Annotated in this window: 16 protein-coding genes and 4 pseudogenes; 11 read left to right on the top strand and 9 right to left on the bottom strand. The window is 69.9% G+C overall.

The features are described from left to right. Window positions 1–150 precede the first annotated feature (150 nt). From SLINC_RS00755 to SLINC_RS00740, 4 genes are all read left to right on the top strand, one after another. A complete protein-coding gene (locus SLINC_RS00755) occupies window positions 151–1,152 on the top strand; it encodes a lytic polysaccharide monooxygenase auxiliary activity family 9 protein (RefSeq protein WP_067444709.1) in 1,002 nt (333 codons plus the stop codon). A gap of 288 nt (window positions 1,153–1,440) precedes the next feature. After that, window positions 1,441–2,976 carry a PQQ-dependent sugar dehydrogenase gene (locus SLINC_RS00750; RefSeq protein ID WP_067425337.1) on the top strand — a complete coding sequence of 512 codons (1,536 nt, stop codon included), beginning with the start codon at window positions 1,441–1,443 and terminating at the stop codon, window positions 2,974–2,976. A gap of 55 nt (window positions 2,977–3,031) precedes the next feature. After that, a complete protein-coding gene (locus SLINC_RS00745; protein WP_225988196.1) occupies window positions 3,032–3,868 on the top strand; it encodes a hypothetical protein in 837 nt (278 codons plus the stop codon). After that, complete coding sequence (locus tag SLINC_RS00740) at window positions 3,868–4,419, top strand: GNAT family N-acetyltransferase (RefSeq protein ID WP_067425334.1); 552 nt, start codon at window positions 3,868–3,870, stop codon at window positions 4,417–4,419. The genes SLINC_RS00745 and SLINC_RS00740 overlap by 1 nt, the downstream gene beginning before the upstream one ends. A 57-nt stretch (window positions 4,420–4,476) precedes the next feature. Here SLINC_RS00740 and SLINC_RS00735 read toward each other — a convergent pair. Both SLINC_RS00735 and SLINC_RS00730 read right to left on the bottom strand, forming a co-directional pair. Beyond that, window positions 4,477–4,731: pseudogene (locus SLINC_RS00735) on the bottom strand (transposase family protein); the annotation flags it as partial. 181 nt (window positions 4,732–4,912) lie between these two features. Further along, the gene (locus SLINC_RS00730; RefSeq protein ID WP_079164340.1) at window positions 4,913–5,605 is read right to left on the bottom strand and encodes a PASTA domain-containing protein; all 693 of its coding nucleotides are present in this window, start codon (window positions 5,603–5,605) and stop codon (window positions 4,913–4,915) included. Window positions 5,606–5,748: 143 nt separating this feature from the next. Here SLINC_RS00730 and SLINC_RS50610 point away from each other — a divergent pair. After that, a pseudogene (locus SLINC_RS50610) lies at window positions 5,749–5,853 on the top strand (IS30 family transposase); the annotation flags it as partial. A gap of 671 nt (window positions 5,854–6,524) precedes the next feature. Further along, window positions 6,525–7,145 (top strand): hypothetical protein, encoded by a 621-nt coding sequence (locus tag SLINC_RS00720; RefSeq protein WP_211292747.1) that lies wholly within the window; start codon window positions 6,525–6,527, stop codon window positions 7,143–7,145. Between the two features lie 151 nt (window positions 7,146–7,296). On the opposite strand, the gene SLINC_RS00715 is transcribed toward SLINC_RS00720, so the two are convergent. Next, entirely contained in the window at window positions 7,297–10,119 is a 2,823-nt protein-coding gene (locus SLINC_RS00715; protein WP_225988195.1) for an ATP-binding protein, read from the bottom strand. A 900-nt stretch (window positions 10,120–11,019) separates the two neighbouring features. Between SLINC_RS00715 and SLINC_RS47110 the strand changes: the two genes are divergently transcribed. After that, window positions 11,020–11,763, top strand: coding sequence for a hypothetical protein (locus tag SLINC_RS47110; protein ID WP_114604605.1), 744 nt, complete (start codon window positions 11,020–11,022; stop codon window positions 11,761–11,763). 492 nt (window positions 11,764–12,255) lie between these two features. Here SLINC_RS47110 and SLINC_RS00705 read toward each other — a convergent pair whose 3' ends face one another. The 6 genes and pseudogenes from SLINC_RS00705 to SLINC_RS00680 form a co-directional block, all read right to left on the bottom strand. Further along, window positions 12,256–14,019, bottom strand: coding sequence for a hydroxysqualene dehydroxylase (locus SLINC_RS00705; protein WP_067425320.1), 1,764 nt, complete (start codon window positions 14,017–14,019; stop codon window positions 12,256–12,258). A gap of 618 nt (window positions 14,020–14,637) precedes the next feature. Further along, window positions 14,638–14,832, bottom strand: coding sequence for a type I-E CRISPR-associated endoribonuclease Cas2 (locus tag SLINC_RS50340; RefSeq protein ID WP_375141516.1), 195 nt, complete (start codon window positions 14,830–14,832; stop codon window positions 14,638–14,640). 45 nt (window positions 14,833–14,877) lie between these two features. After that, window positions 14,878–15,878: pseudogene (gene cas1e / locus SLINC_RS45535) on the bottom strand (type I-E CRISPR-associated endonuclease Cas1e). After that, a pseudogene (cas6e, locus tag SLINC_RS00690) lies at window positions 15,875–16,535 on the bottom strand (type I-E CRISPR-associated protein Cas6/Cse3/CasE). Before cas6e ends, cas1e begins: the two co-directional pseudogenes overlap by 4 nt. Then, window positions 16,532–17,365 (bottom strand): type I-E CRISPR-associated protein Cas5/CasD, encoded by an 834-nt coding sequence (gene cas5e / locus SLINC_RS00685; RefSeq protein WP_375141453.1) that lies wholly within the window; start codon window positions 17,363–17,365, stop codon window positions 16,532–16,534. The pseudogene cas6e and the gene cas5e overlap by 4 nt, the downstream one beginning before the upstream one ends. A 128-nt stretch (window positions 17,366–17,493) precedes the next feature. Beyond that, the gene (locus tag SLINC_RS00680; protein ID WP_067425310.1) at window positions 17,494–18,738 is read right to left on the bottom strand and encodes an outer membrane protein assembly factor BamB family protein; all 1,245 of its coding nucleotides are present in this window, start codon (window positions 18,736–18,738) and stop codon (window positions 17,494–17,496) included. A gap of 275 nt (window positions 18,739–19,013) precedes the next feature. Between SLINC_RS00680 and SLINC_RS00675 the strand changes: the two genes are divergently transcribed. From SLINC_RS00675 to SLINC_RS00660, 4 genes are all read left to right on the top strand, one after another. Next, complete coding sequence (locus tag SLINC_RS00675; protein WP_225988194.1) at window positions 19,014–20,072, top strand: PIN domain-containing protein; 1,059 nt, start codon at window positions 19,014–19,016, stop codon at window positions 20,070–20,072. Window positions 20,073–20,303: 231 nt separating this feature from the next. Next, window positions 20,304–20,519 (top strand): hypothetical protein, encoded by a 216-nt coding sequence (locus SLINC_RS00670; RefSeq protein WP_067444705.1) that lies wholly within the window; start codon window positions 20,304–20,306, stop codon window positions 20,517–20,519. Between the two features lie 232 nt (window positions 20,520–20,751). Next, a complete protein-coding gene (locus tag SLINC_RS00665) occupies window positions 20,752–21,048 on the top strand; it encodes a hypothetical protein (RefSeq protein WP_067425304.1) in 297 nt (98 codons plus the stop codon). Window positions 21,049–22,404: 1,356 nt separating this feature from the next. Further along, window positions 22,405–23,064 (top strand): ribonuclease FAU-1 family protein, encoded by a 660-nt coding sequence (locus SLINC_RS00660; protein ID WP_067425301.1) that lies wholly within the window; start codon window positions 22,405–22,407, stop codon window positions 23,062–23,064. Window positions 23,065–23,324 lie beyond the last annotated feature (260 nt).

Genomic DNA, 23,324 nt, shown 5'->3' with positions numbered 1-23,324 from the left:
CGCAGGCCGGTCGGGCGCCTTGGTGGGTGCGCGGCACTTCTACAGTCGGGCGGTTCGGCGGGTGAGTCGCCGCTCGGCCGACCTGACGTCTGCGCGCTGATGCCGGTCGGCTGCCCGCCGTGCCGCATCACCGCGGAGGAGATCCCCCACATGATCATCGGACACGTCGGCCGGAGCTGGAAGCGGCTCCGCTTCCACCGCTTATTCGCCCTGCTGGGAGCCCTGTTACTGGCCCTCGCCGTGGTCTCGCTGCCGTCCCCGGCGGCGGCGCACGGCGTCGCCATGGGGCCCGGCTCGCGCACGTATCTCTGCTACCTGGACCTGCTCCAGAACGGATCGACCCAGATGCCCTCCAACCCGGCTTGTCGCGCCGCCGTCCAGCAGGCCGGCACCACGCCGCTGTACAACTGGTTCGCCGTGCTGGACTCCAACGCCGGTGGCAGGAGTGCGGGCTACGTCCCTGACGGGAAGCTCTGCAGCGCCGGCGACAGGAGCCCGTACAACTTCTCCCCCTACAACGCGGCCCGCACGGACTGGCCGAAGACGCACCTCACCTCGGGCTCGAACATCCAGATCAACTACAGCAACTGGGCACACCACCCGGGCAAGTTCGAGGTGTACATCACCAAGAACGGCTGGTCGCCCACCACTCCCCTGGCATGGGGTCACCTGACGCATCTGCAGACCGTCACCGACCCGCCGCAGACGAGTGGCCCGGGTAGCGTGGGCGGCCACTACTACTGGGACCTGCGGCTGCCTGCGCGGTCCGGTCCGCACATGCTCTTCGTCCAGTGGATCCGTTCGGACAGCCAGGAGAACTTCTTCTCCTGCTCCGACGTCGTCTTCGATGGCGGTCAGGGCGAGGTCACGGGTCTGGGCGGTGGCCGGACGACGGCCGACGCGATCGCGGCGAAGGCGGCGAAGGCGGCGGGGTCCACCGGCATCCAGGCAGCGGCGGCTCACACCGGGCACGGGGCGCATGCCGCCGCGGCGCCGGACGTGGACGCGGTGAACGCCGCCGGCAAGGCAACGAGCGGCTCGCCGCTCACCGCGCTGGCCGGCTCGCTGGCGGGAGCCGCGGTCCTGGTGGCCTGCGCGGGTGCGGCGTTCCACCGCGGACGGCGCCGCCCGCAGGCCGACGCCCGACCGTGATCCGCATCCCCTTCGGGCCTGTCCGGTGGATCGTGTCGCAGCACCGGGTGCAGTACCCGCCGGTGCGGGCCCGCAAGGGGCCGTCGTTTACCGCGGCATGATCTGCCGGACAAGGCCCTGACACCAGGCGCGGCCTTGAGGCGGCGAACGTCGCCGCCTCGCGGCCGCGCCACAGCGACGGTCGGCGGGTGCGCGAGCGCACCCGCCGGATGAAGCCCGCACTCACTCGACCGTGGAGCCGACTCCTTCCCGCCCGTGGGGCGGCTCTCCCTCGCCCGTGGAGCCGACATGCTGAAACGACGCTGGGCAATACCCCTGCTGATCGCCTCACTGCTGTCCCTCTCGACCCTTCCGGCAGCCTCCGCCTCCCCGCCGGAGTCCCCGAGACCCGCCGACGCCGGCGCGGAGTCGTCCGTACCGCTGCCGGAGATCGCCGCGCGCACCACCCAGGTCGCCTCCGGCCTGAGGCGCCCCATCGCCATCGCCGCGCCGGACGACGGCTCGGGCCGGCTGTTCATCGCCGAGAAGCGCGGCACCGTGCGGGTGTACCACCCGGACACCGGCCTCGCGCAGACCCCGCTCATCGACATCACGGCCGCGGTGGACGAGTCGGGCAACGAGCGCGGGCTGCTCGGCATCGCGACGGCGCCCGACTTCCCGGACAGCCGGGAGGTGTATCTGGCGTACACCGCGCTGCCGGATGGAGCGGTGACCCTGGCCCGGTACGACCTCGACGACGCACGCCTGGAGGTGCTGCTGTCCCAGGAGCACGCCACGTACAGCAACCACAACGGCGGCCAGCTCGCCTTCGGCCCCGACGGCCACCTGTACTGGAGCATCGGCGACGGCGGCGGTTCCGGAGACCCCTTCGACTCCGGGCAGCGGCTGGACACCCTGCTGGGCAAGATCCTGCGCATCGACGTGAGCCGGAGCTGCGGGGACCTCGCGTACTGCGTGCCCGGGGACAATCCGTTCGCCGGCGTCGCGGGAGCCCGCCCGGAGATCTGGACCTACGGGCTGCGCAACCCCTGGCGGTTCTCCTTCGACCCCGCGGACGGCTCGCTGTGGATCGGCGACGTCGGTCAGGGCAGGTGGGAGGAGATCGACCGGCTGCGCCCTGCGGAGCAGCCCGGGGCAAACCTCGGCTGGTCCTGCCGCGAAGGGCTGGTGGTGTTCGACGAGGCCCAGTGCGGGGGCGGCGCCGAGCTCACCGATCCGGTCTTCACCTACTCACCGCGCACCGGCAGCTGCGCGGTCATCGGCGGGCAGGTGTACCGCGGCAAGCAGTTCGCGGACCTGGTCGGGGGCACGTACATCGCCACCGACTACTGCTCGTCCACCGTCTGGGCGCTGCGCGACGACGGCGCGGGCGGCTACCTCCAGGCCGAGATCGGGCAGACGCCGACCCAGGTCACGGCGTTCGGCGCCACGCCGGAGGGGGAGCTCTACGTCGTCAACGACCTGCCCGGTGGACTGCACCGGGTGTCGTTCGAGAGGGTCGCGCCGACCTGCCGGATCACCCAGACCGCGAACGCCTGGGGCGGCGGCCTGACCGCGAACCTCACCCTCACCAACACCGGCACCACACCCGTCTCCGGCTGGAAGCTCGTCTTCCCTCTCGCCCTGGGCCAGACGATCATCTCGGACTGGAACACCGACCTCGTCCAGAACGGCGACATGGTCACCGCGGCCAACGCCGCGTACAACGGCACGATCGCGCCGGGCGACAGCGTCGAGATCGGCTACCTGGCCAACCACACGGGCGACACCTCGGCCCCTGAGAGATACACCCTCAATGGACACGCCTGCACCATCGGCGACTGACCCGGGCTCCGTTCGCCGGCCCCGGCTGCCGAACGGAGCCCGCCCACGAGCGGGTTTGCTCCGGAATCCTCCCGGCCCGACGCGATCCTCGTACGCTCCTTGTGATGAGTACGGCGGACGCGCACACCATCGCGAGTTTCAGCTCGAGCGTCTCAAGGTCGGCGAGACCGCAGAGCACTGCGGCTGGCTGTACTACGACGCCGACGACCAGGGCCGCGCACGCCGTTACTGGGGAGAAGCCCTCACGACCGCGACCGTCCTCGGTGACGACAACCTCGCCATCATGGTGCTCGCCTCGCTGAGCATGCAGGCCAGCTACGAAGGGCGCCCGCGGCAGGGCCTCGCGTTGGCGCAGGCCGCGCAGGAGCGCGCCGTCCGGTACGGCTCTCCGATGCTCCAATCCCTTCTCGCCTCCCGCGCGGCGCGCGCACTGTCGCTCCTCAACGACCAGACCGGAGCGAAGAAGCGGCTCACCGAGTCGATGCGGCTCGTAGAGCGTGACGGACGCGGACGCCCCTCTCCAGAATGGGCGGCCTTCCACGGTCACGCCGAACTCGACTACACGCAAGGCCTGCTCTACACCGAGGCCGGACACCACCATTCGGCCGTGACTTTCCTGCGTGCCGCCCTCGCCCACCAGGACCGCACCTACGGGCGCAACCGTGCCCTGTACCGCCTCACCCTCTCGCGGAGCCTCGTTCGGGCTGGCGAGGCCGACGAGGCGGCCGCTGAGGCCGTTGAGTCCCTTGAGCACCTGGAGGAAGTCGAGTCCGGGCGCGTCAACCGGCGGCTCAAGGAAGTCACCGGCCTCCTCAGGGGCGTCGATACCACCGCTGCTCGGGATGCCGCTGATCAACTGACTGAGTTCGCCGAACTGAGTGGAGTCGCCTGATGACCGAGGTGACCTACGAACGCCACGCTGCAGCAGAGGCCGCCCGCCAGCTCGACGCGTTTCTCCACGCTTACGAGGAGGTCTACGAAGAGCCGCCCTACTGCGAGGGTCCCAGCGATGTCGCCGAGTTCATCAAGCACTACCAGGTTCAGGCACGGCGCCCTGGGATGCGCCTGGTCCTCGCCCGCGAGGGGAACGAGGTCATCGGCTTCACATACGGCTATTACCTCTCCTCTGGCACCCAGTGGTGGCACAACCTTCAGGACGTGACGCTCCCGGAGGACTTCACGCAGGAAGACGGCCGACGGACGTTCGTCATCATCGAGCTCGCTGTGCGTAAGCCGTGGCGACGGCAAGGCATCGCCGCCGAGCTGCACGCACGGCTGCTCGAAGGCCTGGACGCCGAGCGGGTCACGCTCACGATGCGGCCCGAGCCTGAGGCCGCACCGGCCCAGTCCGCCTATGCCGCGTGGGGATACCGGAAGGTCGGGGTATCCCACCCGTGGGACGACGCGCCGCTGTACGACTGCATGATCCGTGAACCGCGCTGACTAAAGTTGCAGCAGATCGTGATCACGCAGTCTGAACTGCGCCGTTGACGCGTCTGGTCATGCAGTGAGGGCGAGGTTGTGCATGCGGGCGACGGCCTGGACGGCGTGGTGGAGGCCGTCGCCGCGTTGCCGGCAGTCGCGAAGGATCTTGTAGTTCTTCATCCGGGCGAAGGTGTGCTCGACCCGGGCTCGGACTTTGCAGTGTTCGGCATTGTCGGCTTCCTGGACGGGCAGCAGTGGGCGCTTGCCGCGGCGGCGGCGCGGGACAACGAGGCCGGTGCCCCAGTAGGCGCCGTCGGTCAGCACCGTCACTTCTCGGCTCCCCTCAGTCTGGCGAGAGCCGTCCACAAACCGTTCGCAGCTCGTCGACACCCCGGGGCGAGCTCCGTGTCTCCGCTCCGGCGAGACGCATGCGCACCATAGGCGGCCTTACACGCATGCGCCGGGACCGCGAGTTCCGCGGTCCCGGCGCTTGTGGAGAGCAGCTGATCCGTCACATGCACTGTTGGGGTGGCGTGGGCTTCCTGCCGATCGTGATCGACACCGAGGACCCCCGTACCAGTGGGGTGCCCGCGGTGGGGTTCTGCCTGCTCACCCTTTGTACGTTGTCGCAGTCGACGGCACTGCCCACGCCGCCGAGCCTGTATCCCGCGTTCAACAGCGCCTGCCCGGCCTGAGCCTGGGTGTCGCCGGTCAGGTCCGGGACGAAGGTGACTCCGGTGACCGAGGCCGTGACGGATGCCAGGTGCCTGGAAAACCCGGTGTCCGACGACAGGTCGAGCACGGTCACGTCCCAGGTGGCGGTGCCGGTGAAGCCGATGAACACCGACCGCGAACCGCCGGCGACCGGGAAGATCTCCGTCGACGGGTTGAAGCCCGGTCCGCTGATCTGCAACGCGTTCTCGGAGGTGCAGTTCACGCCCGAGGCGCTCCACTGCACTTGGGCGTTCTGCCCGAACACCACTGGCGATGGCGCGACCGTGATCGAGGCGGTCGCAGTGAGCGCGCAGTTCAGCCCCGGGTCGTCCGCGTGCGCGGGTGTCACGGCGAAGGCGGTCGCCAGCAGCGCCACCACAACCAGCACCCCGGCCTTGGGCGACCGCGCCCACCGGCCTGCCCGCCTCCACAGCCAGGTGGCCATCCTCCCGGGCATCTGGTGGTGTGCCACATTCGATGGTTGTTCCATGATTCCCCCTTCTTGACATGCGCGGCGCCCCGGCTGCGGTGGATACCGCCAAAGGCACCAGCCGGGGCCGTCAGCGACTGGTCGACAGCCTGTTTCACCGGGACCGACCTGTCGCTCTCCGGTCCGCTCGGCGGTACTTGGCGATGGACAAGCGGTGGAGCCCGGAGCAGATCTACCAGGCTCTGCGGACACAATTTCCCGACCGGCCGGAGACGCACGTGGTCCACGAGACCGTCTACCAGGCCCTCTAGGTCCAAAGCCGCGGCGAACTACGCCGTGAGCCTGGCCCGCGCCCATTGAACGAATGTTCAAGGCGCCGGCCGATGCGGCCATCACCAGCGTCCCGAAGATCTTGCTGCGTGCCTTCACGATGCCCTTCTCTCTATTGGTCTGGACCGAACGGGCCGGTGGGTCTGACCTGGGTCCATGCGCGCCGCAGGTGCGCTACGTCCGATGGCGGCAGCCGTGGCTACGGTCGGTCTGCTGATGAGCATTGCGCGGCGGAATGGGTAGGGAATCCCGGACGATCCCGGCGGTGTGGGCATCAACGTGCCCGCCGTTCGCTGCTGGGAGCCCGAATGTGGACAGAGCCCCTGCCGTCAGCCGTGGTCATGGCTGCCGGCGACTCGGATGGCGTGGACAGCAGTCCTTGGAACTGGCGCAGCGGCGACCGTCGGCTAGCCGAAGCGCGGGTCCGTTGCCGATGGCGAAGAGCGTGCTCAGCCAGCCATGAGGCTCGCGCCTGGCGCCGGCATGCTGGTGCGCTGAGCGGCTGCCAGGGCGGCAACGGCGTGGTGCGGGATCATCTTCAATGCTCCTTCGAGGGTGCTCAACCAGCGACCGTTTGTGGCTGGTGCCAACCCTGAGCCAGAGCGGGCTATCAGACATCCGTGCCCGCCACGGACCCGAGGATTGCGTGGTGGCATCCGTGCTCGGCACCGATGCGCTGCACCCAGGCATGCGAGCACGCTCCTTCACGCAGATCCATCGGGGACCTGCACCAAAAGCGTGGACACCAATGACCACAGCAACCGCCGCCGCGACGATCGACGAGGCGAAACTCGAAGCGTTCGTCGGACAGGCGGTGCTTGGCATGAGGGCAGCCATCTCCCGGCTGCTGTTGCACATCGGCGATCGGCTGGGCCTTTACAAGGCGATGGCCGGCGCCGGGCCGATCACCTCGTCCGTGCTGGCGCAATGCGTCGATACCACTGAGCGCCATGCCCGTGCGTGGCTCGGCAACCAAGCAGCCAGCGGCTATGTCGTCTACAACCCGGCTGGCGGCGGTACCTATGAACCGGCGGAACAGGCCATGGTCGTCGCGAACGAAGACAGCCCGATCGTCCTCGGCAGCACCTTCGAGACCATCGCGTCGTGCTACGCCAACCACGAGGTGTTCGTCGACGCATTCCGCACCGGCGCGGGCGTCGGCTGGGCAGAGCACGACCGCTCCATCACCGGACGGCACGCTGTTGCTGGTCCAGCCGAACGCCGGCGACGTACTGGAGCAGAACCTGAACCCGGTCGGACGAACCTATGACGGCCCGTCCACGGTGATCTGCACGCCAGGCTCGCCGGCCCAGGAAGTCGGACTGGACTGGGTGCGCAGGCCGGTCAACGCCGACTGGCCGCCGTGCTGCGCGAGGTCGGGTTCAGCCACGTACGGCGGGCGACCAAGACCCCGTTCAACATCATTGTGGAGGCCAGGCCATAGCCGTCGCACCCATCCTCGCCAGCTCGGACTCGCCACGTGCTCGTTGCTCCCCGCCGAGGAAGACGAGCGCCCGGGCCCATTGGTAGCGGCAGCCGGCACCCTCCAGGGCAGCGGCCGCGGCGGTCAAACCGTCGCGGCCGACGTCTCCTGAGGCCAAGACCGCCGCTCGGTCGACGATGGCGGTGGCGATCGGGTTTCCCACCGTCACCAGGCGCGCACGCTGAATGCGAGCGGCGGCGTCCTGGTGCCCGCTGAGGGCTGCTGCCTCGGCCCACACGGCGGCGTACCAGGTACGCCACACGCTGTCGTACCAGTCCGTCAACTGCCCCGGAGGCGTGTGTAACACCTGCACCGCCTGCTGGGGCAGACCGCGGTGCAGCAGGAGCAAGGCGTCGAAAAATTCGCCGTACCGAAGCGGTGACGGCGAGCGGCCCGGCGTCCCGAGGGCGTCGACGATGTCCAGCCACACAGCACGGGCGTCGTCGTCCCCGCGCAGTCCGTGGACCGTCGCGGCCGCATACGCGGCGCTCCTGAGATTGCCCGCACGTGGCCGGCCGGCCCGGCCCCACCCTTCGCGGAACCGCTCCGCCAGCGTGATCGTCTCGTCCCAGTCGCCCGCGAGCGCCGTGACGACGAGCATCCGTCTGGTCGCCAAGTGGCCCTCCTCGCGGTAGAACGGCAGATCCCGCAGGCGCTCGGCATGTCTCCTCGCGGCTCGTAGGTCACCGGCGGCGACGGCGCAATGGTCGGCCATGCCGAACCCGTCGAAGAACTCAAACCCGGTCGTGGCCGTCACCTGCAGCGGGGCCAGCAGCTCGGTGCGCCGCATCGCGCTGGCCGCCGCGGCTCGGACCTCGCCGCGGCCCAGCTGCACCGCGGTGAGCTGGTCGAGGGCGGCGCTCTCGATCAGTGGGTCATCGATGCGGCGGGCCAGCGTGAGCGCGCGCTCGATGAGCTCGAGGGTGGCCGGATCGGCGATCGCGCCGTTGCACGCCTCGGCGGTGAGCAGCCGTGCCTGCGCAGCCAGGTCGCTGTCGGCCAGCGTCCACGCCTCGGCGATCAGCGCCTCCACCTCTCCGGCCGCGGGCTCGGTCTCGATCAGCCCCGGGGCGCGGTTGATGAACTCGGCATTCCGGGCGAGGTCACCAGCCGCGCCACCCCGATCACCTGCTCGTATCGCTGCGTCGGCCGCAGCCCTGCGCAGCCGCAGCGCGTCGTTGCCGAAATGCCGAGACTCGGCGGCACCTGCCGCACAGCGCAAGGCGCCGGCGGCCAGCGAGTCGTCCGCGGCGAGCTCGGCCGCCTGCTCGTAGCGCCGCTGCGACTCCCCGGGCATGCCCCGGGTGAAGGCCAGCTCGGCCAACCCGATCGCCAACCGGTACCCCTCGGGACGGTATTCAGTGTTGCCGGCCGCCCAGGCCAGGGCACCCCGCAACTCGTCGGCGACCCGATCGAACGCCCCTCGCCAGGAACCGGCGAGTTCGCGGGAGGTGACCTGGAGATCTGCGCTTTCATCCAGACACCAATTGAGGTGGCGCGAGAGTGCCTGGTCCGACTCGCCGGCGTCTTCGAGCCGATCTGCGCCGTACTGACGGATCGTTTCCAAGGCGCGGTAGCGAGTTCCACTCGGCTCCGCGATCGCGATCAGCAGGCTCTGGTCCGCGAGCCCGGCCAGGATGGTCGCCATGGAGCCGGCCGGCTCCGGTGGCCAACCGGCCAGAACCGTCGCCGCAGCGCCCGCGGTGAACGGGCCGGCGAAAACCGAGATCCGGCGCAGCACCGCCTGATCGGGTTGGGCCAGCAGCGCGTAACTCCAGTCGAGCGTCGCGCGCAACGAACGGTGCCGGTCATCGATCCGTGGTCCGCCGGTCAGCAGCCGCAGCCGGTCGGCCAACCCGGCTTCGAGCCCATCAAGTCCGAGCGACGCGTACCGGGCAGCGGCCAGTTCTATCGCCAGTGCCATGCCGTCCAGGCACCGGCAGACTGCGGCGATGCGCTTGTTGTCGTCGGACGTCAGCAGGCTCCCGCCGGCCGATGCCCGCCCAACAAACAGCTCGACCGCGTCACCGGGGCCGCTGTCGTCGGCTTCGACGGACATCCCGGGCACCGCAAACACCCATTCGAAGGGCACCAGCAACCTGGCCCGGCTGGTGGCGAGCACCGCCAGCCGGGGGCTGCCGGCCAGTAGCCGTTCCAGCAGGACCACCACGCCGTCCAGCAGGTGCTCGCAGTTGTCCAGCACGAGCAGCGTTTCCCGGCCGGCCGTCCAGCCCAGGACGTTGTCCGTCGCTGAGCGGCCCGCAGTCTCCCCGAGGCCCAGCGCGTCCGCAATCGCCGCCGCGATCACTGATGGGTCGATTACGGGTACCAGGTTGACGTACCAAACGCCGTCGGCGAACCGATCGTTCGCCTCAGCAGCGACGCTCAGGGCCAGGCGGGTCTTGCCGACCCCGCCCGGTCCCACAGCCGTGACCAGCCGATGCTCGCGCAGCGCTTTGGTCAGCGCCGCCCGCTCGGCCACCCGCCCGACAAACGGCGTCAACGGCGAGGGCAGCGCCGCGACTGCGGCCGGCGCGCCCTCCGGATCAGAGAGCAGGTTCGCCGATACAGCAGCCAGGGCACGGCGATCGTCCACCTGTAGCTTGCGCAGCAACGAGGAGACGTGACTTTCAACGGTGCGGATAGAGATGAACAACCGAGCGCCGATCTCGGCGTTGGTCAGATGTTCACCGAGTGCGGCAAGGACCTCGGCCTCACGGACCGAGATGCCTACCTCGGGAGGTGTCCTCTGATTGGCCACGTTCAGATTGTGCAGGGTGGTCGGCCGGACGTGCCCCGCCAGCCGAAGGAAACCACCATCGCGAAGCCCCGAAAGCTACCGACGGGTCACTTGTTCCCTGCTGTCCGAGTTGAGACTACGGGGCCGACACCGTCGGCCCGGGCGCCTCCGCGGCGGTCTCCGGGAACCGGGCGTGGCAACCATCGGCCACCCCCACGGGCGACCATTGCACGTCGGTTCCCTGGCAGGGAATTGGGCAGGCGGAACGGTCGTCCACGGCCGACATGAGCACTGAGCGGCGCTGTTGGGAATCTTGAGATCCGGGGTCACTCTCCTTGCCGCCGCCACAGGGGGCGGGGCAGGCCGCGTGCGTCGAGGTACTGCTGGAACGCCGTGGGAGGGCGGGGCCGGTAGGAGTGGCCGACGGGCTCTTGGAGGCTCAGCCGCTCGACGTTGATCGCGAGTGCGGTCAGGACGTGCTGGACGTGCGTCGTACCTGCTTGGCGCGCTGTACGGCATCGCCCTCATCCTCGCGCGGCGCGCCGGACGCAAGACGGCCATCCCGTTCGGCCCGTTCCTCCTGGCCGGCGCGCTCGTCGGGATCCTCTTGGGTTTCCGCACTCTGTGACCGTACGAGCCCGAGCGGATCTCGGGCTGGGCAGCGGCCAGTTGGAAGAGCTCCCGAACGCCTTGCGTGCGGGCGTAGGGCTCGAAACGGGGGAGTAGGTCGTCGATGAGGCGGGCGCAGCGGGGCGCTCCGATGCGGCGGGGAAGGAGCAGTGACTGGGTTGCGGCGGCTGCGGCGGCCGCGGCGGGTTCGGGTTCTTTCAGGTCGAGGTAGCTCGCGGCGCGGTAGGCGAGGAAGACGCCCTTGGTTTTGTCCCGGTCAGGTGGCAGCAGGCGTTCGCCTTCGCTGATGAGGTGGTGGGCGCGGCTGGTGTCGCCGAGGTCGAGGAGGGCTTGTCCGGAGTCGACGGCGAGGTCGGCCTCGGAGACCCAGGCGCACCAGGCGGGCCGGTCGGTGCCGGCGTCGTCGAGGTGGTGCTCGGCCGCGGCGAGGGCCCGGAGCACGGCGCCGCGTTCACTGCGGTCGCCGCGTGCGGCGAGGGTGCGGGCCAGGCGCAGTTGGAGCAGGCAGCGGGCGGCGGGATTCTGGGCTCGGGTCAGGGCGTGGTGGAGGATGTTGGCGGCGGTGGTGTGGTCGCGGCGCCAGGCGGCTTGGTAGGCGAGGTCGCCCAACAGCCCGGCGCCCATATCGCGGTCCCCGGCTGCGTGCGCGTTGTGCAGGCCCGCGATCCAGCTCTGGCTGGCGTGGGTGTGGCGGCGCAGATCGAAGGCGTGCCAGGCGACGGTCTGGGAGAGGGAGGCCGCCAGGGTGTGCAGGCGCAGCCCGAGGGCGGGCGTATAGCGGCCGGTCTCGAGCAGATCGGTCACCGCGGCGAGGTGGGCGTCCAGGAGCGCGGGGGTGTGCTGTCGCTGCTCGGTGGGCAGGCCGGCCAGGTGCCGGGTGGAGTCTTCCAGGAAGGCGACGAGCTCTTCGCCGATGGGTTTGCCGTCGCGGGCTTGGGCGAGCGCACTTGCAGGGCCGCCGGCCCAGTCCGCGGCCAGAGCGGACAGGGCGGTGCCGGAGATCGTCAGGAAGGTGCGGCGTTCCATCGCTGTTAATGAACTCGAGCCGGCCGAGTACGAGCGTCGGCTCCGCGCCTACATGCAGACACCCGAATACAAGGCTTCGGACCGCGAGCTGCGGGTCGCTGTCGTCCTGAGCAAGGCACACGACGCCGCCTTGCTGCGCGCGGCCCACACACTGCTCGCCCGGCGTGCGGGCGGAAAGCGGCCGCCTCTTCGCCTGCCGCCGCCGCGCCAACCTGCTCCTCGGCCGCGGCGACGGCATGCGCGTCCAGCCCGGCCGGGACGAGGAGTTCGACCAGCTGCAGACCGACTACTTTGCCGTCTGGGACCGATCCCGCGCGTACGCGGCCGCCGTCCTCGCCTTGGCGCGAAGGGACCGTGCGTCTATGACCGGGTGGCTCCGCAGCTCCAGCCGGTCGATGGCCTTCAGGGCGGCCTGCCGGTGTACCGAAACAGGCGCTGATTCGCCGGAGCATCGGGAGAGCCCAGGGATTCCCGTCGCCGGGGACGGGTTCAGCATGGCTGTCAACCGACATCGAAGATATTCGGCAGTCGAAGGAGGTAACGGGTGCGGTCGTGGCGTTTGATCCGCTCGAACTCGGGGGGCCGGTACAGCGGGGTGACGGTGCAGCGTTCCGCGGCCGAACCGATCCCGTCCAGCAGGGCGTTGACGGCCAGCCGGGCCGAGGTGTTGGCGCCTTCCATGGTGGCCAGATCGATGGGCACGGCCACATAGTCGCCGGACAGGAAGAGGTTGGGGATCTTCGTAGCCGATCGCGGACGGTGGTGGAAGGTCCCTGTCGGATGGATGAGCAACTGCTCCTCGTTGACCGGGTTCGGAGTGCCGAGGCCGTCGACAGCCGGATCGAGGAACCAGGAGTGCAGCACGGAGTCCTTCAGGACCGTACGGCCGCTGTCATTGAGCGCCGCCTTCAACTGCGCCCACACCTCGCGGGCGACTTCGGCGCGGGTGCACTGCTTGGCGGTCTTGCCGTACAGGATGCCCGGCTGGTCCCACTCGGAGACGTCCACGGACAGACAGTCCGCGACCGTGCCGTCGCCGAAGTCGGCAGGGAAGTCGTGGCCCGGCCAGTGCTGGGCCTGGGCGATCGCGGTCAGCGACCAGGGGGAGTCGATGAGGTCGAGGTGGCCGTGCAGTATCGGCGTACGTTCGGTCAGATAGAACTGGATGCCGGTCATCCAGTCCGTCTCCAGCCGGTCGCACTCGGCCAGTTGGGGATCGGCGGCGCGCACGGCGGAGTTCCAGGTGCGGCGCGCGTGCTCGACCGGCATGGCCGAGATGTAGTGGTCGGCGGTGACAGTCCGGCGGGCACCACCCGGGTCCTCAACGACGGCGCCGGCGATCCGGCCCGTGTCCAGGATCAGGTCCCGTACGGTCCAGCCGATGTGGAACTCGACCCCGAGTGACTTCAGGTACGTCACCCAGGGGTCGATCCAGGCCTCGTTGGTGGGCGCGTTGAGGATCCGGTCCAGCGGTCCGTCCGCGCCCCGCCCGAGGAGGTTGAAGGCGAAGGCCTCCAGCAGGGTGGCGACGGTACGGGTGCTGGCCTCTTCCGCCTTGGTGGCCACGATGTTGCGGGTGATGCCAATGGCGAGGATCCGCTGGTAGTCGTACGACATCCGTCCGGCCCGTACGAACTCCCACCACGGCATCTGCTCCCAGGTCTCGTCGCGGCGTTCATCGCAGCTGGTGAGGAAGACCAGGAAGCGGTTGGCGAAGTAGAGGGCCTCGTGGAGGGGGAGGTTGAAGGCGGTGTCCAGGACCGAGGTGAGGGCGCGGCGGATCTCGTCGGGGGTGAGTTCGGCCGGGGTGTTGCCGGGCCACGGAAGCGGGATCCGGATGTCCTCGCGGCCGCCCGACCGGGCGAACAGCATCTCCTTGGGGGCGACGAGGTTGTCGTGGACACCGTTGGGGTTGCCGGGGAAGGGGATGCGCCGCATGGTGTCGGGCAGGTTGTGGTAGATGCCGGGGATGAAGCGGAAGCCGTGCTCCCCGGGCAGGGGGCCGCGGCCGCCCGTGGCGCTGTCCGGTACGTCCATGCTGCGGGCCTTGCCGCCCAGCGCCTTGCGTTCGTAGACCGTGACCCGGAAGCCGCGTTCGGCGAGTTCGTGGGCGGCCGAGAGCCCGGCGACGCCTCCGCCCAGTACGGCCACGGTCTGTGGGGCGGCGCCGTTCCGGGCCGCGGCCCGTTGGGGGGTCGCGAGGGCGACCCCGCCGCCGGCGGCCGCGGCCGAACCCAGGAATCCTCTGCGTGTGGTGCCGCCCATCGCTACCCCTTACCGTAGGTAACCACCGGCGCACGAGGATATGGGCGACGCACCGATCCCGGAAGAGGGCCAACGGAGCTTGGGCCTCTTTGGCTTGATGCCGCATCACCTCGGCGCACCCGACGGCGTGCGGCCAAGGCGTTCCAGATCCCACTGCGGCCAGCCGCATGCCGAGAGGCGGGGAGCGAATTTCATCCTGGAGCGGAGCAACGGACTGCGCGTGAGTTCAACAGCGTTGCTACCACGGTAGTTCGAACTGCCCCTGACCTGCATCGATGGTGTGTCTCGTAGTCGGGTAGATGGCCGCAAGTGGCCTCTGTGAGCGGCTGGGCACCGTATTCGGGACGCTGGCAGGACGCAGGGAATCGGAAGGGGCTGCTCCGGTGTCATTCAACCCGAGACCGCAGAGGTGGGCGACGGAGTGGCGCCGGCCGATCAAGGTGCCGTGCGGAGCCTTGGATCGGGGCCAGGCGTCGACTGCGGTGCGGGAGAAACTGCCCGTACTGGAAACTGACCGAAGGAACGCTTCGGTTTCGCGCAGAGCCGTACGGGGCGCGGCTGCACACACCCGCAACACAGGAACCCACCCGATGAAGCGCCGATTCAGTTCACCTCCGCTCACGCGGAGAGCACATGAACGGCGCCCCGACGACCCGGATCACCTCCGCTCGCGCGGAGAGCACTCTTCCTGACCTGCGACGTCAGAACGGCTGAGACGGTGCCCACATACAACTCTGGTGTTACTTCGATGAGCCAGCGGGTGAGGGCGCCGCGTAGGTGGTCCGGGACTGCGGTGGCCGAGGTAGTGATCATGGAGGCCATGGCGGCGTGCTCTTCCTCTTCGCGCGGCGTCGGCGGTCACGTATCGGTTGCATGGTTGACCCCGCCGGGGACGGGTCCGGTCACCGGGTCCCACAAGTCGACAAGTTGCTCCTCGAGATCGGGGACGTCCCGGCTGGATCCGGGGTCGAGGAGTTCCTGGATGTCGGTGACGATTTGCGGGAGGAGTTTGAACAGGCGCAGGCCGTCGCGAAAGGAGCGCCGGGCTTCGCCTTCGGGGTTGGTGGAGTTGTGGAGCGAGAAGGCTAGGGGGATCGCGAGGTCGGCTTTGTACAGGTCGGCGATGTCGTAGACGAGGGCCTGTTGCTTGCCGCTGTGAACGTATCCGAGAGCCGGTGAGCAGTCGAGGGCGAGGATCGCAGCGTGGACGATTCCGTAGAGGCAGGTGTTGGTGGAGGAGAGGGCGAGGTTGACCGGGTCCTGGGTGTCCCAGGACGCGGGGTCGTAGGCGCGGCGGAATCGGCCCGATGCGGTACTGCTGGGCGAGGAGGCGGTAGTGGGCTTTGACGCGTTGGCCTTCGAGTCTGCGGAGTTGGGCGGTGCTCGTGCCGGGCGGGACGGTGCCGGTTCCGAATTGTTTCTCGTACATGGCGGTGGCTACGGCCAGGCGGCGGTCGTCGTCGGCCCAGGCCCGGGTCTGGCGTTCGAGCCAGGCGGTGGTCAGGGAGTCAGGGAGCGCCGCGGCGTATGTTCGGACTCCGCCTGAGCCGGAGATGACGACCGTGGTGCCCTGGCGGGCGAAGGTGGCGAGCGCGCGGGCGGTGATGGAGGTGCCGGGCCCGAGAAGGACGCAGCTCAGGGCGGCGGTAGGTAAGTAGACCGTTTCCGTGCCGCGTTGTTCGCTGGTCACCTCGGCGCGGACTCCGGTGTCGTCCTGGTGGACGCGCACGATGTCGAGGTAGAGGAAGTAGAGGGAGTCGGCGATGCGGGGGGAGCATCGCGACGGTGGGGGCTGCGAGTTTGCGTCGTGCCTGGCCGGGGGTGCGTTCAGTGCTTGGTGCGGGGGCGGGGCGGGTCATGGAGTGTTCCTTGCCGGGGCAATGCTGAGGAGGCCGCAGCCGTAGGCCTTGCCGCGGCCGATGCCGTCGGTGATCTTCTGGCGGAGGAGGTCGGAGTCGGTGATGGTGGCGGAACCGTCGAAGCGGGTGCGGGCGTGGTGGATGCGTTGTGGGCTGCCCGACATGGGTGTGCGGGCGGCGTCGAGGGGGTGGGAGTTGAGGGTGAGGGGTTTGAGGCCGACGGTGTCGGCTTGGCGGATCCACCATTCGTCGGCGTGGGCGCCGGTGAGGGGGATGACGGCGGGGAGGTTGTAGAGGGCGCGTGGTGGCACCGGGTTTGCGCATGGGGCCGGCGGCGCAGCGGTAGCGGATGGTCAGGCCGGGTTTGAGAGCGTCGAGGAGGGCGTCGAGGGGGCGGCTTTGGGTGGTGCCGTAGCCGTCGGGGAGTTGAGTGAGGTCGGGCTGGTGGGTGCTTTGCAGGAGGATGTGCGGTCCTGCGGGGGTGTCGTCGATGCGGAAGCAGACGCCGAATTGGGCGCGGGGGTCGGGTCCGGCGGCGGAGGGATACAGGGACATGAGCCGGTGGTGCAGGTTCATTGCCGCTGTGCTGCCGGCGAGGTCGCGGCCGCCCTCCTGGGAGCGGGGGTTGGGGATGAGGCGGGTCAGCCAGACGCTCAACGGGGGCTCCCTTCGGGTTGGTTGAGGTGCTCGTTGAGGTAGGAGGTGAGGGTGCGGAGATGGTCGGTGCCCAGGCCGGTGTGCTGGTGGGCGGGCAGGTGGAGGGTGCGCCGGTACAGGGGGCGGGCGCGGTAGGCGCGGTGGCGCGAGTGGAAGGTGCGTGGCTGGTCGTTGACCTCGCTGGCCGGGTGGGCGCCGGTCTCGGTGTCCGGTCGGGTGCTGCCTTCCGGTGCAGGCAGGTGGTCGAGGGGGCGGTCGGAGAGGAACTCGACGCCGCGCGTGTCGTGTGCGGGTGGGGGCGAGGCGATGGGCAGGTGGACGAGGTGGTGCAGGACGTCTTCGAAGTGGCCCAGGAGGAAGGGTCCTTGGGGTGGGCAGGAGCGGCGTCCGAGGTAGGGAGGCGAGTGCGGGGAGGCGAGGGCCGTCGCGGCGTCGGTGAGCAGGCCGGTGTCGTCGGCGGTGAGGGCGAGGGTGAAGGCGGCGTCGGCGAGGTAGTTGCGGTGTGTCAGGAGGGTGCCGGTGGCACCGCTGCGTTTCTTGCCCTCGGCGGTGGTGACGGTGGCCTTGGCGGGCAGACCGCCGCCGACGGTGTGCAGGTCGCGCAGGAGGACGCCGGGCCGGTCGGTGCGGACCGTGATGGGCAGGCGGGCGAGGTCGTCGAGGCTCTCGCCGCGGCGGCGTCCCAGGGCGGCGGCGAGCAGTCCGATGACGCCGGAGCGGGTGGGGAAGAGGGCGGTGTCGCGTTCGTTGAAGTGGCTGCGCTCGCCCCCCCTGTACGACGGGCACAGTAGCCCGGTCCGGTCACTGAGTGTGCCGGTCGTTTGCCCCACAAGGAACGGCTGCCGCGCGCCCCGCCGCGCCTCCCACGGCCCGGCCTATGATGCCCTGCCCTGTCCTGCGGCCGACGCCGGGCGTGGTCAGGCTCCCGCCGCCGCGCCACCCGCCCGCCTCCGTCGGCTCAGACGGCCGGCAGCGCGTACAGCCGCTTGGCGTGCATCGCGGCCAGCCGCTTGCCCGCCGCGACCACGTACCACTTCTCGCTGTCACCGGTGTTGTCGTTGCACGTCCAGCGCAGCTTCCCGGTCGCCGCGTCGAAGGCGTGCACGCCGCCGTTTTTGTCGTGCTCGGTCGCGCCGTACAACGTGCCGCCCACCTTGGCGAACTGCCACGCCTCCGCAGCCGAGCCCACCAGGTCCTTGTTGTGCCAGATCCGCTTGCCCGTAGCGGGGTTCACCGCCCACATGCCGTACGCGCTGTCGGAGGCGTAGAGCACCCCGTCCAGGACCTGCGGATCGTTGAACCAGGTGAACTTCTCATTCGCCAGCGACCAGCGTTCCGTGCCCGCGGCCAGCGCGAACGCCCGCAGCCGCTCCCCGTCCGGCACGATCACCAGGTCCTCGTGCACGGCGAATCGGTAGTAGTTGGACCTGCCGATCTTCTTCGTCCAGAGCTGCCGGCCCGTCGCCGCGTCGCGGACGGTCACGTTCTTCCGGTAGTCGGTGTACGCGAGACGCCCGCCGACGACCGCGGCGGTGATGCCGAACTCCTCGGTCCCCTTGTCACGCTGCTCACGCCAGGCGATCTTGCCGGAGGTGGTGTCGATCGCGGCGATCACGTTGGTCGGCGACGAGGAGTCCTCCTCCAGGATCCCGGCGAGGACGTAGACGTGGCGGTCGTCGGCCGCGATGGGGCGCGGCTGCTCGTACTCCTTGCCCAGGCGGCTGCGCCAGGTCTCCTTGCCCGTGGCCGGATCCAGGCCCACGACGTCGCCGTCGTACTCGGCGCTGGCGAGATAGAGCGTCCCGCCACCGGTGATCAGCTTGGCGCCGGGAATGGTGACGCCCGGCCGTGACCACTTCTCCTTGCCGCTGGCGGCGTCACGCCCCACCAGCGGGTCACCCGACACCACGACCGTGTTCCCGATGACCGCGAGCGCGTGGATCCCGGCCAGGTCGTCGTTGGCTGTCTTCTGCTGCCACAGCGGCTTGGGCGCGGTGCCCGGGGGCGGGGTGGTGAAGGTGTCACCGCCCTTGTCGGTGTCACCACCCTTGCCGCCGGGAGTTGTGCCGCCGCCCGACGCGCCCGTTTCCTCCTCGGGGGTGCACCCCCATGCGCCTGCCCCCAGCACGGCCAGGCCGAGGCCCGTCCCGGCCAGCCTGAGCGCCTGCCTGCGTGACACCGCGTGCCCGTCACGTCCACCCATGTCGTTTCCCCGTCCCCGTTTTCGCCCGGATGTTGCCGACGCCCGCTCGGACGTCTTGATCGCGGTCAGGCTAGCCGTCGGATTTCGGCCAGTCGTCGGGCGGTACGCAACCGGGACGCGTCCGTGAAACTCCTGTCACACAAGATCAGCGACTCTTGGCACTCGCGTAAGCGCTAATGATCTGCTGCGATTGACGGCCGACGGGCTCTGAGGACTGTGACTGCCGGGCCCGAAGATCCCGTACAGATGTCAGTGGCGGTGGCGACACTTGATCCATGATGCTCGACCGTGCCGATGCGGCACCGCCTCTGCTGATCCCCTTCGGGTCGGCGTTCAACCCGATGGTGCTGGACCGGCGGATGCTGCTGCCCGTCCTCGACACCAACGCGCTGCTGGTCGAAGCCTGCGCCCTGGCCAAAAGCGGAGGTCGGCAGGAACGGGTCACCGCTCGGGCCGTCACGGGCCGCGCCACCCCTTACACCGCTGCGCACGTCCCTGGCGAAGTCGACGAACACCTGGCCAAAGTGGCCGCCGCCCTCGAAGCGTCGGAACGTCAGGCACGCCGCGTACTCAATGAGCAGATCCTGCCCGCCCTTCGAGTGGTCGACCTGGAGCTCCGCGACCACCTGGCCCCGCAGACCCGGCACATTCTGCGGGTCGACCGGGAGATGACGAAGCGGCACCGGGGCGACCCGGACGACGCGCCCACGATGGCGCTCGCGGAGTTCCTGGGGCCGTGCGTCATCGGCTCCAAGGACAGCGTCTTCTCCCGCTTCGGATTCGCCGTCATCGACTGGATCCCCGTCGCTGAGAGCGTGCTGCGCCTGGCCGGCCTGGAGGCCACAGCCGCGAGCGCGCTGGTACTCATCGATATCGCGTTCCAGCTGTTCGGTGCCGGCGTTCACCGCCTGGTGGTCCTCGCCGCGAACAACCCGCTGGCCGCGACGGCCGCCGTGGGCGGGCTGCTGTGGTGGTGCCACAGCCACGGCTACCTGCCCCGCGACAACTGGAGACGTCGCCTGTCGCAGGCAGGGGGTGTGGCGAAGCCGCTGCTGGAACTGGCGGAAGCCGGGATGACCGAGCACCAGGCGCTCAGTGACTCGCTCCTGGTGGTGGAGCCCCCGGCCTACCCCACCCGCGAGCAACTGGCCGCCCGTCACCTCGCGCGCTGCGGCTCCCCGCTGACGCCCGGCGAGCTGCGTGGCGCGCTCGCCCGGTGCGGCCACATCATCTCCGCCGCACAGCTGAAGCGGGACATGCAGACCCACGGCGCGTTCGTCCGCGCTCCCGGCGACCTGTGGACCGTCGGCCGTCCGGTGCGACCGCAGACCTGACCCGGGCACGCCCGAGACGCAGCCGCGGGCCCGCCTGGCGGGACGGCTCCCGAAGGCGCCGCGTCACCCGGCGGGATGACGAGGGCCACGGCGCGCCCTGGCCGGTCAAGGCCGGAAAATCAGCCGGGCAGAAGCGTTTTGCCGCCAACGAACAGTAATCAACCCACCCGCATGGAGTGGTTCGAGCTACTTGTGGGCTGGGACGTTCCTGTGACGGGGAGGGCTGGCCGGGTGGTTCTGTCGATCAATGTTGCGGTTCTGCTGGCGGTCATCATCGTCGTGCGGCTGCGGCGGCGCACGCACGCCCGAAGCCGCAACGACGAGAAGCTGACCGTCGTGATCGTGTTGGTCTTCGGTGTACTGATCGCCCCTACCGCGTTCGGCCAGACCATCCTCGACGTCGTCGGCCAATTGGCGCAGGGCGTTACCCAGTCGGGCAGCCCGTGAGCCCTGTGCCTGTCCCGAGACTGTGACGCTGGGGCCGCTGACCAAACACGGCCCCGATGAGCCGGTGGGGCGAGTGGCCCGGCCGCAGCGCGGGGGAGGAACGCTGCTCTCTGGACACGTTGCCGAAGGCGCGGTGAGCACAGCGGGCCCGGCCTGGCCTGGATGAATGGAGGCTCGGGCCGGGCCCGCCGCCGCGAGGGCGTTGTCGGTGGCGGCTGCGAGGCTGGACGGCATGAACGGAGACGAGCAGCTGCTGAACGGCCACGTCTACGGCGCCGACCATGACGCCCCCGACCCCGGCCCGCTCCCACACCGGACCTACGCCGCACTGGTCGGAGGACCGCTGGACGGCCTGCTGCTGGACATCCACGGATGGCGGACCGAGGAAGTCGACGACGGCGTGGCACTGTCCACCGAGCTGTCGCGGTGCCCCGGCGGCCGCGCCCTGTACGGCCCGCGCCCCGGGGAACCCCGCGCCCACGGACCCGGTGTCGCGTGCCGCTTCTACTACTACGGCGACACGCCCTGACCATCGCCCCGACCACGAGGCCGACCACAGTGCAGGAACCCCCTGCCACGGCAGGCCAGCGTGCTGGAGCACCTCGACGTCCGCCTGTACTCCGGTGCGCAGCACGAAGTGCGCGCCGGTGAACTGCCTGCGTACTGGGAGAACCGATGCCTGAACCGGGTGACAGCTTGGTGCGGCAGGCTTCTAGAGTTTCGTTTGCGACGAAAACAGCCCGGGAGAGCGGGCAGGACGATCCCGGTCAGAACTTGCTCCACGAGACGTCCACTGTGCGCGAGCAGCTCGTGGAACGTACCTGCGCATGGTGCGGTGAGCCGGTCAGTTACAGCGGCCGGGGCAGACCACCGCGCTATTGCAGCCCGGTCCACCGCCGACGGGCGTGGGAGCTGCGCACCGTACAGAGCCGGGCAGACCGAGCTGTGAGCGACGGTGGCATGAGCCGCGAGCCCGTACGTGAAGTAGTGCGGCGCACCGAGACGGTGGTGCGCACCACCGCTCTCCGAGCCCCATCCCAGATTCCGCCAGCCCCCCGGCCAGCAGCGCGTCTCAGCGGGCAGCCGTACACACTGCCCGAGGACGCTGTCGAGTGGATCGAGGCGCTCGCCGCCCTACGGACGGAAGGCGCAACCAACCCCAGGCTCTATCCGTTCCGGGAACACCTCGCCAGGGCCTGCGAAAGAACCGCGCAGGCGCTGCGGACCCCCACCGCCTCGCCGCCGACGCTTGGATGACTGGTTACTGGTCCAGGACATCGGTGGCTGGGCAAGCCTGCCCGGTAGAGGCTCGCTCAGCTCCTACTGGCGGGAGGGCTCGGAGTACGAGTCGTCACAATCTGCTCGCGAGGGCGGCATGACGAAGTGCCCACGCAGGGTGCGGTTGGGGGAGATCCGGCGGTCGTGCGGCCTCCTGGCGTAGAGGAAATGCGCGGGACCGAAACCGGTCGGGCGGGTTTTCAGGAGGAAGCTGGAGGTGGGTAGTACCGGCCGCGACGAGCTCCCCTCCACGGCCGGCCCCGCCTGAACCGTGGCGCCGATGCCGCGGGAATGCGTCGGCGCCACGGGAACCGAGGCCGACAGGTCCAATGCCGTCGACGCAACCGAGATCCTGCCAACCCCTCAGCTGCGCGGTGCGGAGGTGGGAGGCTCGAAGTCGCCCGGTTGACGCCGCATTCGCGGCGGCAACGCGCCTGCGGCGTAGCCCGGTTGACGCGGCGCGACCCGGCGATGCCGGACGGGAGGTCATTTTGTGCGGGACGGGGCGGGGGAGCGGGCAAGCTCTCCTTGGCGGCTCGCCCGGGACACCCAGCTGGTGCTGAGCCGGGAATACCGGCGCCCGCACGGTGACGGAGAAAGGGGAGCGGTGCGCGGTTTCGAGACGGGGCACACGGTCGTACGGCGCGATGTGCACTGCGGCGGCCGGGTGTGGAGCGCACAGACTCTCCGGGTCGTCGCCGACACGAGCGCGGCGTTGGTGACCGCGTGCGCGCCCGGCGCCGAAGCCCGCTGGCCCGCCCTGTACGCCAAGGCCCGCAACGGCGGCGAGCGGTCGGCGCGCACCGAGGCGTTCGACGCGATGGCGGCAGGGCAGTGGGAGCTCATGCCCGGGGTGTGGCAGGAGACCGAACTGCTGCTGTGGAAGCCCCCGACGGCGTGGTTCAGCATCAACGCCTTCTACACGCCTGCCGGGATGCGCAACTGGTACGTGAACTTCGAACACCCCACCCGCCGCACACCGTACGGGTTCGACACCTTCGACCTCGCCGTGGACCTGGTCGTCGACCCCGACCTGAGCCGGTGGCAGTGGAAGGACGAGGACGAGTACCGCCACGTACGACAGCCCGGCATCATCACCGACACAGAGCACCAGGCCGTCGACGCCGCCCGCGCCGAAGCCCTTGCGATGATCGAGGACCGCACCGGACCGTTCGCCGAAGCCGCCGCGTGGACGTCCTGGCGATGGGACCCGGCCTGGCCCGCGCCGCGCCTGCCGCAGCCCGCCCCGGCAGAACAGACGAACTGACCGGTCCCGTGCCCCGGCACGGTTGTTCCCGTGGCGGGCTGAACCCCGCGCCCTGGGCCGGACGGCGCGTGCCGCTTCTCCTGCCGCCCCGGCATCGAGAGCGCCCACGAGAAGGGCGGCGTCGAAGGGGTGATCGGCTACTTCCGCCGCAAACACTTCACCCCGGTCCCGGAAGTCGACTCCCTCGCTGAGCTGAACGAGATGGTCGACCAGTGGGACGTGCACGATGGGCGCCGGAGGATCGGTTCACGGCCGCGGAT

Origin of the sequence: Streptomyces lincolnensis (assembly GCF_001685355.1) — a bacterium.
GTDB lineage: Bacteria > Actinomycetota > Actinomycetes > Streptomycetales > Streptomycetaceae > Streptomyces > Streptomyces lincolnensis.
The sequence above is the reverse complement of the archived record's forward strand: the minus strand, read 5'-3'. Positions and strand labels throughout refer to the sequence as shown.

Coding starts and splice junctions, on each gene's coding strand:
- SLINC_RS00750 (WP_067425337.1), top strand. CDS start 1,441: ATGCTGAAACGACGCTGGGCAATACCCCTGCTGATCGCCTCACTGCTG.
- SLINC_RS00755 (WP_067444709.1), top strand. CDS start 151: ATGATCATCGGACACGTCGGCCGGAGCTGGAAGCGGCTCCGCTTCCAC.
- SLINC_RS50340 (WP_375141516.1), bottom strand. CDS start 14,832: ATGATCACTACCTCGGCCACCGCAGTCCCGGACCACCTACGCGGCGCC.
- SLINC_RS00730 (WP_079164340.1), bottom strand. CDS start 5,605: ATGGAACAACCATCGAATGTGGCACACCACCAGATGCCCGGGAGGATG.
- SLINC_RS00705 (WP_067425320.1), bottom strand. CDS start 14,019: ATGGGCGGCACCACACGCAGAGGATTCCTGGGTTCGGCCGCGGCCGCC.
- SLINC_RS00740 (WP_067425334.1), top strand. CDS start 3,868: ATGACCGAGGTGACCTACGAACGCCACGCTGCAGCAGAGGCCGCCCGC.
- SLINC_RS00675 (WP_225988194.1), top strand. CDS start 19,014: ATGATGCTCGACCGTGCCGATGCGGCACCGCCTCTGCTGATCCCCTTC.
- SLINC_RS00680 (WP_067425310.1), bottom strand. CDS start 18,738: ATGGGTGGACGTGACGGGCACGCGGTGTCACGCAGGCAGGCGCTCAGG.
- SLINC_RS00665 (WP_067425304.1), top strand. CDS start 20,752: ATGAACGGAGACGAGCAGCTGCTGAACGGCCACGTCTACGGCGCCGAC.